11 protein-coding genes are annotated in these 12,394 nt (G+C 69.0%); 3 read left to right on the top strand and 8 right to left on the bottom strand.

What is annotated here, in order from left to right; translation table 11 throughout:
- Positions 1–19 precede the first annotated feature (19 nt).
- The 5 genes from AC2S9W_RS19710 to AC2S9W_RS19690 are packed head-to-tail and all read right to left on the bottom strand — an operon-like array spanning position 20 to position 5,626.
- On the bottom strand, positions 20–1,108 hold the full coding sequence (locus AC2S9W_RS19710; protein ID WP_486571451.1) for a zinc-binding dehydrogenase: 1,089 nt from the start codon (positions 1,106–1,108) through the stop codon (positions 20–22).
- Entirely contained in the window at positions 1,105–2,373 is a 1,269-nt protein-coding gene (locus tag AC2S9W_RS19705; protein WP_169799686.1) for a cytochrome P450, read from the bottom strand. Before AC2S9W_RS19705 ends, AC2S9W_RS19710 begins: the two co-directional genes overlap by 4 nt.
- A gap of 42 nt (positions 2,374–2,415) precedes the next feature.
- Positions 2,416–3,189, bottom strand: a complete 774-nt coding sequence (locus AC2S9W_RS19700) for an SDR family NAD(P)-dependent oxidoreductase (RefSeq protein WP_076076723.1) — start codon at positions 3,187–3,189, stop codon at positions 2,416–2,418.
- A complete protein-coding gene (locus tag AC2S9W_RS19695) occupies positions 3,189–3,977 on the bottom strand; it encodes an alpha/beta fold hydrolase (protein ID WP_083675148.1) in 789 nt (262 codons plus the stop codon). Before AC2S9W_RS19695 ends, AC2S9W_RS19700 begins: the two co-directional genes overlap by 1 nt.
- Positions 3,974–5,626, bottom strand: coding sequence for an FAD-dependent oxidoreductase (locus AC2S9W_RS19690; protein ID WP_486571450.1), 1,653 nt, complete (start codon positions 5,624–5,626; stop codon positions 3,974–3,976). Before AC2S9W_RS19690 ends, AC2S9W_RS19695 begins: the two co-directional genes overlap by 4 nt.
- Before the next feature lie 145 nt (positions 5,627–5,771).
- Between AC2S9W_RS19690 and AC2S9W_RS19685 the strand changes: the two genes are divergently transcribed.
- The 3 genes from AC2S9W_RS19685 (at position 5,772) to AC2S9W_RS19675 (ending at position 8,104) form a co-directional block, all read left to right on the top strand.
- Positions 5,772–6,269 carry a flavin reductase family protein gene (locus AC2S9W_RS19685; RefSeq protein WP_486571449.1) on the top strand — a complete coding sequence of 166 codons (498 nt, stop codon included), beginning with the start codon at positions 5,772–5,774 and terminating at the stop codon, positions 6,267–6,269.
- Between the two features lie 171 nt (positions 6,270–6,440).
- Positions 6,441–7,187, top strand: coding sequence for a FadR/GntR family transcriptional regulator (locus tag AC2S9W_RS19680; protein ID WP_076078102.1), 747 nt, complete (start codon positions 6,441–6,443; stop codon positions 7,185–7,187).
- On the top strand, positions 7,184–8,104 hold the full coding sequence (locus AC2S9W_RS19675) for an SMP-30/gluconolactonase/LRE family protein (RefSeq protein WP_475282825.1): 921 nt from the start codon (positions 7,184–7,186) through the stop codon (positions 8,102–8,104). Before AC2S9W_RS19680 ends, AC2S9W_RS19675 begins: the two co-directional genes overlap by 4 nt.
- A 26-nt stretch (positions 8,105–8,130) precedes the next feature.
- On the opposite strand, the gene trmB is transcribed toward AC2S9W_RS19675, so the two are convergent.
- The 3 genes from trmB to lnt form a co-directional block, all read right to left on the bottom strand.
- Positions 8,131–8,862, bottom strand: coding sequence for a tRNA (guanine(46)-N(7))-methyltransferase TrmB (gene trmB / locus AC2S9W_RS19670; RefSeq protein WP_076076719.1), 732 nt, complete (start codon positions 8,860–8,862; stop codon positions 8,131–8,133).
- 363 nt (positions 8,863–9,225) lie between these two features.
- Positions 9,226–10,452, bottom strand: coding sequence for a methionine adenosyltransferase (gene metK / locus AC2S9W_RS19665; protein ID WP_475282824.1), 1,227 nt, complete (start codon positions 10,450–10,452; stop codon positions 9,226–9,228).
- A 52-nt stretch (positions 10,453–10,504) separates the two neighbouring features.
- A complete protein-coding gene (gene lnt, locus AC2S9W_RS19660) occupies positions 10,505–12,199 on the bottom strand; it encodes an apolipoprotein N-acyltransferase (RefSeq protein WP_486571448.1) in 1,695 nt (564 codons plus the stop codon).
- Between the last annotated feature and the right edge of the window lie 195 nt (positions 12,200–12,394).

Genomic DNA, 12,394 nt, shown 5'->3' with positions numbered 1-12,394 from the left:
CCCCGGTCGCCGGATCCTCTCACCGGCGGCCGGGGCGGATCACCGCGCGCAATATCTCTCCGCGCGACAAGGCGTCGAGCCCCGCGTTCACGTCGCCCAGCGCCAGCGTGCGGCTGACGAAGCCGGCGAGATCGAGCCGGCCGCTTTCGGCCAGCCGGACGAAAGCGGGAAAGTCGCGGCGGATGTTCGCCGAACCGAACAGCGCGCTCGACAGGCGCTGTTCGGACAGGAAGAAGGGCAGGGCGGCCAGCTCGAACGTCGCGTTCGCCGGAGGCATGCCGACGATGACGATTTCCCCCGAACGGCGCGTGATCGCCTGCGCCTGCGCCACGGTGGCGGGGGCTGCGACCGCATCGATGGTCGCGTCGACGCCCAGTCCGCCGGTCGCGGCGCGGACGGCCTCGGCCGGATCGCCCGCCCCCGGGTCGAGGACCAGCGTCGCGCCCCGGCGCCGGGCATCGTCGCGGCGCGCGGGATTGGGGTCGATGGCGACGATCGTCGCCGCACCCTTCAGGCCCGCGCCCAGGATAGCGGCGAGCCCGACGGTGCCGCAGCCGATGACCGCCAGCGACCCGCCATGCGACAGCTGGGTCCGGTTGAGAACGGTCGACAGGCCGGTGGTGACGCCGCACCCGATCAGGGCCAGCGATTCGGGCGGCTGATCGGTATCGACCGCGACCAGCGATGCCCGGTCGACCACCATTTCCTCGGCGAAGGTACCGAGCCCGAAAAGGCCGGTCGCGACCGATCCGTCGGCACGGCGCGCGCGGGGCACCGATCGCAGGTGGAGCGACTGGACGCAGATATGCGGGCGGCCGGAGGCGCACTGGATGCAGCGGCCGCAGGCCGGCGCTGACGAGCTGATGACCGTGTCGCCGGCCTTCAGCCCCGCGACATGACTGCCGACGGCCAGCACGGTGCCGCTCGCTTCGTGCCCCATCAGCAGCGGCGACCCATAGCTGTGATCGCCGCGGCGCACGGCGACATCGGTCTGGCAGAGCGCGGTGGCGTCGACGCGGACATGCACATCGGTCGGCCCGAGCGGTAGGCTCTCCACCTCTTCCAGCCGCAGCGCCTCGTCGGGCGCGACGAAGATCGCGGCCTTCATCCCCACATCGCCGGCACGCCGGTCGGCATGCGATACATCAGGCCGGTGATCTGCGGGGGCGGCTGGCTGTCATCGAACCGCAGGTGCGGAAGATGGTCGAGCAGGGCGTTCAGCGCCGCCGTCAGCTCCATCCGCGCTACCTGCGACCCGGCGCAATAATGAACCCCGGTCGAGAAGGACAGGGTGACGCGCGGGTTGCGGTCGGCGATGAAGCTGTCGGGATCCTCGAAACGCGCGGGGTCGCGGTTGGCGGCGCCGATGGCCGGCTCGACGATCGATCCCGCGGGAATCTCGACCCCGGCGACGACCATATCGCGCGTGGCGAGCCGGGGCGGCGCGAACAGCACCGGGCCGTTCCAGCGCAACAGTTCCTCGATGACGCGCGGAATCCGCTCGCGGTCGTGATAGAGGCGTTCGAGCAGTTCGGGCCGTTCGAGCAGCGTGACGAGCAGGATGCCGAGCGAGCGATAGGTGGTGCCCGCCCCCGCCGGCAGCAGGTTGTTGATCAGGCCGAGCAGGTGGCGCTCGCTGATCTTCTGCTGCACGCCGTCGAGCTCGATCTCGCGTTGCAGCAGCATGCTGACGATGTCGTCGCGCGGATTGCGGCGCCGATCCTCGATGATTCCGCGCATATACTCCTCCACCGCCAGCCGGGCATTGCGCGCCTCGTCGGGCGTTGCGGCCGCGATCTGGAGCATCGCGGCCCATTCGTGAAAGCGCTCGAGGTCCTGCGGCCGGATACCGAGCACCATCGCGATGACATAGACGGGGAACTCGGCGCAATATTCGAAATAGAGGTCGGTGCGCCCCTTCGCCTTGAACCCTTCGATCAGATGGTCGAGGCGCGGCCGGACGAACCCGCGCCACAGGTCGAGACCGTGCCGCGTGAAGGCGGGCTGGACGAGGGCGCGGAACTTGCGATGCTCGGGATCGTCGGAGCCCATCAACGACACTTCACCGAAGACATATTCGGTCATCTTGCGGATGCCGGCGTTCGAAAAGCCGATATTGTCCTGCAATATCTGTTCGGTCACGTCATAGCCGACCGAGATGAAGCGCGGCGCGTCGGGCCAGACTTCGGCCATCGGGTCGGGCACGCCGAACAGGTCGAAGGTCGATCCGCGGTGGATCGGCCCCTGCCGGCGCAATTCGGCGAGCTTCGGATAGGGGTCGGCCACGCGTCCCGCTCCCGTTCGGCTTGTCGTGCGCCGTTCCCAGTCCTCGCGGCCGACGCCGGCCACCATGTCCATGTTAGTGTCTGTCATCATATCTTTCATTCATGTTGAAGCGGGAGAAAAGGCGGGGCGTCAGAAGGCGAGGCCGCCGCCGCCGTCGACGACGAGCGTCTGGCCGTTGACGAAGGACGCCGCCGGGCTGAGCAGGAACAGGATCGCGCGCGCCATGTCCTCCGCCTCGCCGAGCCGGCCCAGAGGCGTGCGCGCAAGAACGTCGCGGCCATAGGCGCCCGCGGTGATGTCGCCGAGGCGGGGGGTGCGGGTGATGCCGGGGGCAACGGCGTTGGCGCGATAGCGGCCGGCCGCGGACACGGCGTGCCAGCGGGTCATCCCGGCGATGGCGGCCTTGCCGGCGGGATACCAGCCATTCTCCGCCGCGCCGCCGCGCCCGGCAACCAGCGAGGGCGGCGGTCCCCCCGCGATCGCTCCCGCGACCGATGCGACATTGACCAGGCTGGCGTGTGCGGCCGGTTCGGGCAGCGCGGCCGCCCAGGCGGCGGTGACGCGCTGCACGCTGCCGGCCGTCTGCGCCAGGCCTTCCTCGATGGTCAGCGGCAGCGACGAAGGCGGTCCCGCATTGTTCACCAGATGCAGGATCGGACCATGTTCGACCGCGATCCGCGCCATGTGCGTCGCCACGGTTTCGGGTTCGCCGGTGTGGAAGACATGGGGGTGAAAGGCCGGGCCGAGGTCGAGGCCGTGCAGGCGGTCGGCGTCGATATCGACCCCGATCACCGTCAGTCCCGCTTCGCACAGCATTTGCGCCGTGGCGGCGCCGATACCGCTGGCGGTGCCGGTGACGATCACCGAACTGCCTGCCGGGAAACCGAGGAAATCGAAAGCCATCAGCAGTCTCCTTGCGCCTGCGCCGCGCGCTCCACGGCCGCGGCAAATGCGGCGGGCTGGTCGATCGACACGAAATGCCCGGCCCCCGGCACGATCTCGCTCGTCGCATGCGCGACGCAGTCGAGCGCGGCGGGGGCGCATTCGGCGGCGGGGCCCTTTTCGCCGAACAGGAAATGGGTGGGGACGGTCAGCGCCGCGAGCGTCGCCATGACGTCATGCGCGCGGATCGATTCCATCGCGGCGATCATCGCCCCGGCGCCCGCTCGGGTGCGGTCGCCGTTCCAGCGCGCCAGCAGGTCGGCGTCGAGCGGCGAGCAGAGGCGCGCCTGCACCGTGTCGAAATCCTGCCGCGGCGTGCCGAACATCCGGTCGACCAGCTGCCACGCCGCATCCCACCATGCGCGCGGGCGCACCTGCATCTCGACGAGCAGCAGCGCCTTCACGCGCTCCGGCGCCCGTGCCGCCAGCGCCGCCGCGACGAAGGCGCCGATCGAATTGCCGACCAGCACCGCGGGTCCGATGGCCTGACGCTCCAGTATCTCGCCCAGCACGGAGGCGCGTTCGTCGATCGACAGGGCCGCATCGGCTTCGTTCGATGCGCCGTGGCCGGGCATGTCCCAGCCGATCAGCGCGAAGCGGGGGGTGAGGAAGGGCAAGCTGCGTTCAAACTCGTGCACCGAATGGCCGTTGCCGTGCAGCAGCACGACCGGATCGCCGCTTCCGGCGCGATAGACGGTTATCGGGCCAGCCGATGTCGATTCGATGCTTTTCGTCCTGTCGCCGCTCATTCCGCGCCTCCCTGCGCCGCGTGGAGGGCCGCCCGCCGGCCGAAGAGCATGCCGGGCGCGATCGAGGCGCCGGCGCCCGGATAGCAGGGGCCGAAGATGCCGCTGGCATTGTTGCCCGCCGCATAGAGCCCCGCGATCGGGCGCAGCGCCGGGTCGAGCGCGCGGCCGTGCAGGTCGGTGCGCACCCCGCCCGCGGTGCCGACATCGCCCGGATAGAGCCGGACGGCATAGAAAGGCGGCTGTTCGACAGGCCCCAGATTGGGGTTCGGCCGGACCCGGCGGTCGCCGTAATAGCGGCTGATCGCCTTCGATCCGCGTCCATGGTCGTCGTCGCGGCCCGCGCGCGCGCCGGCGTTGAAACGGTCGAGGGTATCGCACAGCCGCTGGAGGGGAAGGCCCGTTCTTTCGGCCAGCTCGTCGACCGAACCAGCGCGGATCAGATAGCCGCTTTCGATCCAGCCCGACGGGGTGACCATCGGCGGCGCCATTCCGAACGCGTACCGGCTGCGATGCCGGCTTTCGAGGATCAGCCAGCTGTGATCGGTGCCCAGCGCGGCGTGGCGTGCGATCATCCGCTGGCCGACCTCCATATAGGGCCCGGCCTCGTCCATATAGCGCTCGCCCGCGACGTCGACGACCAGCGAATGCGGAAAGCAGCGATCCCAGACATGGACCATCGGACCGGCGGGCGTCTTGGTGCCCGGAACCCACCACGCCTGGTCCATCATCGCCATCTCGGCGCCCGCATTTGCCGCGGCACGGATGCCGTCGCCCATGTCGCCGGCCGGCGCCATGGTCGCATCGACGCCGACCGGCGCCTGATGGATCTGGCGCAGGCCCGCATGGCGGGCGAAGCCGCCAGTCGCCAGCAGGACGCCCCGGCGTGCGATCACCCGGACCCGCTTGCCGTCGCAGTCGAGCACCGCACCGGCGACGCGGTCCTCCTCGACGATCAGTTCGACGAGGGGCGTGCCGCGCCAGACGACGACGCCGCTTCGCCTTGCCGCCAGCAGCAGGCGGCCGATCAGCGCCTTGCCGCGGGTCGCGGTCCGGGCGCCGGTCAGCCGCGCCTTCGCCGATCGCGCCGCGACGCGCAGCGCCGCGCGCGCCGCGGCCAGCGAGCGTATGCCGAGCGCCATCGTCGACACCTCGACCGAATGGGCGGCCGAGAAGAGCGCCCCTGGCGCCAGCCATTCCTCTGCCTCGCCCAGCGCGCGCAGGTCGAGCGCGTCGCAATAGAGCGTGCGGCCCGCCTCGCGCCCGCCCGGCAGTTCCGCATAATAGTCCGACCAGCCGCGCGCGTGGCGCAGCGCGAGGCCCTGATCGTCGAGAAAACGGGCGAAGGCGGGGCTTTCACGAACGAATATCTTCATGCGCTCCCGGTCGACCTCGTCGCGGCCGGGCCCGACCAGCGCCTCCAGATAGCGCAGGCCGTCCTCGCACGAATCGGCGACGCCGGCGCGTTCGAGCACATGGCTCGCGGGCAGCCAGACCGTTCCCCCCGACAGCGCCGTGGCGCCGCCGAGCCACGCCTCCTTCTCTGCCAGCAGCACGTCGAGCCCCGCAAGGCGCGCGGCCAGCGCCCCGGTCAACCCGGCCGCGCCGCCGCCGAGCACCAGAAAATCGCAATGATGATCGCCCTCTCGCAAGACCTTCCCTTTTTTCTATTTACATATAAATTATACAACTGATTGTGGAAAGCAACCTTTTTGAGGCGCTTGCCGGGAAGCCGATGCGCGGCGTGCCTTCGGAAGGGATGGCACGTCGCGGACGGGATGGAAGAGGAGAGAGGATTTGACGAACGCCGTTCTGCCCGATGCGGGCGATATTGCCGGTGCGCTGAAACTGGGCCTGCGCCGGCTCGCCAAGGCGGTGGTGGTCGTCACCGCGCATCGGGGCGATGTCCGGGCGGCGATGACCGCGACCGCGGTTTCGGAACTGTCGCTGGACCCGCCCTCGCTGCTGGTCTGCGCCAACCGCTCGGCGTCGATGTTCCCCCTGCTGAAGGACGGGGCCGATTTCTGCGTCAACATATTGGACGCCTCGCACCGGGCGATCGCCGACCGGTGCGCGGGCGGTGCGTCGGGCGATGCGCGCTTTGCGGAGGGCGACTGGCGGCAGGCGGCCAACGGCGGATGGGTGCTGGGCGACGCGCAGGCCAGTTTCGCCTGCGCTTTCGAACAGGCGCATTTCTATGGCACGCACGGCATCTTCATCGGCCGGGTGATCGATGTGCGGATCGCGGGAGAGGTCGGCCCGCTGATCTATGTCGACGGCGCTTTCCGGTCCTGATGCGGTGCGAGGAAATAGGGCCAGTTTCCCATTGGCTTTTCATTTCGTATAAATTATCAAACTGATTATGGAGATCAAGTCCATTGGATGACTTCCTCGGGGAGGATGGCTAAGAACGGAATGGAAAGCGGTCGCGAAGGGACGCGGGGCAAGGCGTTGAAGGGGCAGAAGATGACGGATGGGATGTCGCCCGTGCGAATTCCCAAGGCGGCGGAGATCATCGCGCAGGCCATCCGGCGACGGATCGTCCTGGGCGACCTGAAGGAGGGCGACCTGCTCCCCGCCGAAGCGGACCTGATGGCGCAGTTCGACGTCTCGCGCCCGACCTTGCGCGAAGCGATCCGCCTGCTCGAATCCGAAGGGCTGGTGCGCGTGCTTCGGGGCGCCAAGGGAGGCGTGCGAATCTGTCCGCCGCAGGAGGATTCGGCGGCCCGCACCCTGGGTTTCCTGCTTCAGTTCCGCGGCGCGACATTGGCCGAGGTGCTCGACGCCCGCTCGTTCATCGAGCCGCGTCTGGCGGCGGGGCTGGCGGCCTCGGCGACCGCCGACGATATCCAGACGCTGCGCGATCACCTGGCCCACGAGGCGGAGGTGATCGAGGATTTCGCGCGCTTCGGGCGCGCCACGGCCGACTTCCACCGGGTGCTGGTCGAACGTGCCGGCAACGTCGCGCTGGGCGTGATCGTCAGCATGCTCGACGACATCTTCCTCCGCCATGTCGAGCGCTTCCTCAGCAGGTCGCGCCCGGACCAGTTGGCGCTCAACCAGCAGGCACTGTCCAACCATCGGGCGCTGGTCGACGCCATCGCGGCACACAAGCCGAAGCGCGCCGAGTCGGTGTGGGAGGACCATATGGACCAGCTGCGCACGGTCATCATCGGCGAACTCGGCCAGACGACGGTGCTCGATCTCTATTGACCGTCGAGGCCGTCCTTGTCGCCGAGGGTCTGGGCTTTCCCGAAGGGCCGGTGATCCTGCCCGACGGCTCGCTCGCGGTGGTCGAGATTCGCCACGGGCAGGTGACGCGCATCGCGCCCGACGGGACGAAGCAGGTCATCGCCAAGGTCGGCGGCGGACCCAACGGCGCGGCGCTGGCCCCCGACGGCGCGTTAATCCTGTGCAACAACGGCGGCTACCAATGGGCCGAGAGCGACGGATGGGCGGTGCCCATCGGCGCGGCGGCGGACTATGCGGGCGGGTCCATCCAGCGGCTCCGCATCGCAGACGGACGGGTCGAGACGCTGCTGACGGCGGTCGACGGTCGCCCCCTGTCGGCCCCGAACGACATCGTCTTCGATCGGGATGGCGGCTTCTATTTCACCGATACCGGGAAGCATCACCGGCATCACAGCGACCATGGGCGCATATGCTATATGGACGGCGCCGGCGCGCGGACGGTGGCCGAACCGCTCGACCAGCCGAACGGCATCGCACTCTCCCCCGCCGGCGACCGCCTCTATGCGACCGAGACGGCGACCGCGCGCGCCTGGTGGTGGGAGGTCGAGGAGCCTGGAGTGCTGCGCGGCGGCCGCACCTTCATGGGCGCGGGCGGCGGCAACTTCCTGTGCGCTGAGCCCGGCTATGCCTATTACGACAGCATGGCGGTCGAGGCGAACGGCAATCTGTGCATCGGCACGCTGCTGCAGGCCGGCATCGCGATTGTCGGCCCCGACGGCGAGAGGATCGGGTTCGTCGATCTGTCCGACCTCGATCCCGCGATCACCAATATCGCCTTTGGCGGCAGCGACATGCGGCACGCCTATGTCACGGCGTCCGCGACCGGCCGCGTCTATCGCCTCACGTGGCCGCGACCCGGGCTGCGGTTGAATTTCTGAGGCCGGATGCGGTTGCTGCAACCGCCCTATTTGCGCCGCCAGCGGAAATACCAGACCTCGTGCCCCTGCGCGCGGGCCTTGGCCTCGTAACGCGTTTCGGGCCAGCCGCCGGGGCGGACGAGGAAATCGTCGGCGGTCCGTGCCAGCCACTCGAACTGGTGGCGGTGGCGGCGCATCACCATCAGCGCGTGCGCGAGATAGACCGGGTGATCGGTGCCGAAGCGGAACTCGCCGCCGGGCTTCAGCTTGGCCGCGATCAGGTCGACCGGCCCGTCGTTCATCATCCGCCGCTTGGCGTGCCGCGCCTTCGGCCAAGGGTCGGGATGGAGCAGGTAGACGAAGGACAGCGCGCCGTCGGGGACGCGGCGCAGCACCTCCAGCGCGTCGCCGTGATGGATGCGGACGTTGGCGAGTGGCGGATGCGTGCCCCCCTTTCCCGCGAGATGCGGATCGCCGCTGACGTGGACGAGCGCCTGCGCGACGCCGTTGAGGAAGGGTTCGGCGCCGATGAAGCCGTGATCGGGCAGCATGTCGGCCCGCGCCGCCATATGCTCGCCACCGCCGAAGCCGATCTCGAAATGCAGCGGGCGGTCAAAACCGAACAGGCGCGCGGCGGTCACCGGCCCCTCCGCCGGCACCGCGATCTGCGGCAGCAGATGGTCGACCAGATCCTGCTGGCCCGCGCGCAGGGGCTTGCCCTTGGCGCGGCCGTAGAGGCGGTTGAGCGTGGTCGGATCGCCAGATTTATAAGCCGTCATGCCGCGCGCGTTAGCGGTGCCGGGCCGTGCGGGCAAGGCGGGGGCGATGCGCGGGCCGTTGGCGTCCTGCGGCGCGGCGAAGGCGTTAAAGCCGCAAAAGCCCTGCACGCGCGCGCCGCAATTATGGCCTTTGTGGCTTTAGGCGCATGACATTGGACGGACGCGTCATTGCGAGCGGCGAAGCCGCGCGACAATCCAAAGTCATCAGAGTCCAAGCGGCGGAGCGCCAAATCTGCATCCCGTTCGTGTCTCGACTTCGCTCGACACGAACGGAAGAGAGGCGATTCAGATGTAACGCTTGCCGCCCCGAATGGCGCGGCGCGCGAAGATCGCGCCGCGGTCGGGTGAGAAGTGCGCGGTGCCCTAGCGGCCCAGCGCGGCCTTCAGCCTGTCGATCAGGTCGGTGCGTTCCCAGGGGAAGGCGTCGCCGTCCGGTTGGCGGCCGAAATGGCCGTAGGCAGCGGTCTGGCGATAGATCGGCTTGTTGAGGCCCAGATGGGTGCGGATGCCCTTCGGGGTCAGCCGGACGAGCTGCGGCAGTGCCTGTTCCAGCGCGGCTTCGGACACGCCCTCGGCCGCGGTGCCGTGCAGGTCGACATAGACCGACAGCGGTTCTGCGACGCCGATCGCGTAGCTGAGCTGGATCGTGCAGCGGCGGGCGAGGCCGGCGGCAACGATATTCTTGGCCAGATAACGCGTGATGTAGGCGGCCGAGCGGTCGACCTTGGTCGGGTCCTTGCCGCTGAACGCGCCGCCGCCGTGCGGGCTCGCCCCGCCATAGGTGTCGACGATGATCTTGCGGCCGGTCAGCCCGGCGTCGCCGTCGGGTCCGCCGATTTCGAAGCGCCCGGTCGGGTTGATATGATAGACGGTGTTCGCGGTCAGAAGCTCGGCGGGCAGGACGTCGGCGATCACGCCCAGCACATATTTGCGCAGCTCCTGATATCTGGTCTCGTCGCCTTCGCCGTCGTGCCAGAAATAGCCCGGCGCGTGCTGGGTCGACACGACGATCGCGGTCGCCTCGACCGGGCGCTCGTTGGCGTAGCGCAGCGTGACCTGGCTCTTGGTGTCGGGTTCGAGGAAGGGCGCGATGCCGGCCTTGCGGTCGGCGGCCATGCGCTCGAGGATCTTGTGCGCGTAATCGAGCGTCGCGGGCATCAGGTCGGGCGTCTCGTCGGAAGCATAGCCGAACATGATCCCCTGGTCGCCGGCGCCCTCGTCCTTGTCGGCGCTTTCGTCGACGCCCTGCGCGATATGCGCCGACTGGCCGTGGAGATTGTTCTCGAAGCGCAGGTTCTTCCAGTGGAAACCGTCCTGCTCATACCCGATCTCGCGAACGGTCTCGCGCACCGTCGCCTCGATCTCGTCGAGCGCGCCCGGCGCCCATTCGCCATCCTCGTAGACGCCCTTGCAGCGGATTTCGCCCGCCAGCACGACAAGCTGGGTCGTGGTCAGCGTTTCGCAGGCCACGCGCGCTTCGGGGTCCTTCGACAGGAACAGATCGACGATCGAATCGCTGATCTGGTCGGCAACCTTGTCGGGATGCCCTTCGGACACGCTTTCGGACGTGAAGAGGAAGCTGTTGCGCATGGGAGACTTTCTTTGGATTTAGATATAAAGAAAAGTTTATGTCCCGGCGCTGTTAGCGTCCGCGCCGTCGAAAGGCAATGGCCAGCGCGAGCAGCAGCAGCGCGAAGCCGACCGGAAGACGATTGCCGAAACGGGCGAAAAGCGTCGGGGCGTGGGCCGGCGGAACCAGCGTGTCGATGCGCCCGGCGCGGTGCATCGGAATCGCTGCGCGGATGCGGCCGTCGGCGTCGATCACCGCGCTGATCCCGGTCGGAGTCGCGCGGACGACCGGCAGCCCTTCCTCTATCGCCCGCAGCCGCGCCTGGGCGAGGTGCTGCGGCGGGCCCCAGCTTCCGAACCAGGCGTCGTTCGAGGGGTTGAAGATGAAATCGGGCCGATGCGCGCGGTCGACGACCTGTCCCGAAAAGATGATCTCGTAGCAGATTTGCAGGCCGACCTCGACCGCCGGGCGCAGCGTTTCGGGCAGGCGGGTTGCGATCACCGCCGGCGGGTGACCCGCTGGCGGGACGTCGACCGTGCGGGTCGCGGCGGGCAGGGAGAGGGTGCGCGCGCCCGGCCCCGGCCAGAAGTCGATGTCGCCCGGCGCGAGCCGCGACAGGCCGATCGCCGACAGCAGCGGCCGCATCGGCAGATATTCGCCATAGGGGACGAGATGCGCCTTGTCGTAGCGCGGCCCCAGCGTGCCGTCGGGATACACCGTCATCACCGCGTTGCGCGCGCCGACCACGGTGCCGTCGCGGCCGAGTTCGAGCTTGAGCGCGCCGAGTAGCATCAGATCGCCGGGATTCATCAGATTCGTCAGCCGTGCCCGCGCCTCGGCCGGCGAACGGTCGTAATAGACGAGCGGATAGCCGGTTTCGAGATAATCGGGAATCGCCGCCTCTGGCCACAGGATCAGGCGGGCGCGGTCGTCCTTGGGGACGGTCAGCCGCGCCAGCTTGGCGAAATTGGCGTCGGCCTTGTCGCCCTCCCACTTGTCCTGCTGTCCGATGTTGGGCTGGACGAGGGTGATGGGGATCGGGGAGGCCGCGTCGGCTTTCCCGCCGCCGCTGGCTGTCGCAACGGCGGCCGCGGTGGCCAATATCGGAATCGACGCCGCGAGCGCCGCGCGCTTCCACTGCCGCGCCGAAAGCAGGAGCAGCGCGCCCGCCACGCAGACGACCAGCGCTCCGAGCCCGTAGGTGCCGAGCCAGATCGCCGCCGAAGCGAAGCGGCCCGCCGCGATTGCGCCCAGCGGGTTCCACGCAAAGCCCGTGAACATCCAGCTCCGCAGCCATTCGGTCAGCGTCCACAGCGCGGCGAGGGCGAGGATGAAGGAGAGCGTTACCCCGGCGAAGGCGGGGATCGTTGGTGTCCCGTTTCCGGCAACTGTCGCTTTCGCAGGGAGGACGATTCGGGAAATCGTCCAAGCCCCCCACGCCGCGAGCGCCGGATAAACGGCGAGATAGAGCGCCAACAGCACGACCGCGATCCATCCCAGCCAAGCCGGCATCGCCGCCTGATAGGTGAAGGCGGTCGCGATCCAGTTCAGGCCGATCGTGAAATGGCCGACCCCGAAGGCCCAGCCGATCCCGAGCGCGCGGCGCCCACGCGGCGCCCGCGCGACGAGCAGCATCCAGCCCGCGAGTGCGATCAGGGTCAGCGGCCACAGGTCGAGCGGCGCGAAGCCCGTGGCGGAAACGGCGCCGAGCAGCAGAGCGGCGAGCTTCGGACGGCGGTCGGCGAAAGCGTGGAGTGTCGCGGTCACGCGCGCAGCCTTAGCCGGGCGGCGCGGCGCTCGCCAGAGTCTATATGGCCCAAAGCCCATATGGCCGATCGTCCGGCGCGCGTCGCCGGCGACTTGTCGAAGCGCGGTTCTTCCTGCAAAGGCGCGGAAAGACGAAACGGGCTTTCGACGCGGCTCCATCGAGCCCTGCCGAAGGGCCAGGCCGAACGGACATTG

It is taken from the genome of Sphingopyxis sp. 550B, from assembly GCF_057401805.1.
Note: the sequence above shows the minus strand (reverse complement) of the source record. Positions and strands in the feature narration are given on the sequence as shown.

Excerpts from the sequence above, each read along its gene's own strand:
- AC2S9W_RS19710 (WP_486571451.1), bottom strand. The coding sequence starts at position 1,108 with ATGAAGGCCGCGATCTTCGTCGCGCCCGACGAGGCGCTGCGGCTGGAA.
- AC2S9W_RS19705 (WP_169799686.1), bottom strand. The coding sequence starts at position 2,373 with ATGACAGACACTAACATGGACATGGTGGCCGGCGTCGGCCGCGAGGAC.
- AC2S9W_RS19700 (WP_076076723.1), bottom strand. The coding sequence starts at position 3,189 with ATGGCTTTCGATTTCCTCGGTTTCCCGGCAGGCAGTTCGGTGATCGTC.
- AC2S9W_RS19695 (WP_083675148.1), bottom strand. The coding sequence starts at position 3,977 with ATGAGCGGCGACAGGACGAAAAGCATCGAATCGACATCGGCTGGCCCG.
- AC2S9W_RS19680 (WP_076078102.1), top strand. The coding sequence starts at position 6,441 with ATGACGGATGGGATGTCGCCCGTGCGAATTCCCAAGGCGGCGGAGATC.
- trmB (WP_076076719.1), bottom strand. The coding sequence starts at position 8,862 with ATGACGGCTTATAAATCTGGCGATCCGACCACGCTCAACCGCCTCTAC.
- metK (WP_475282824.1), bottom strand. The coding sequence starts at position 10,452 with ATGCGCAACAGCTTCCTCTTCACGTCCGAAAGCGTGTCCGAAGGGCAT.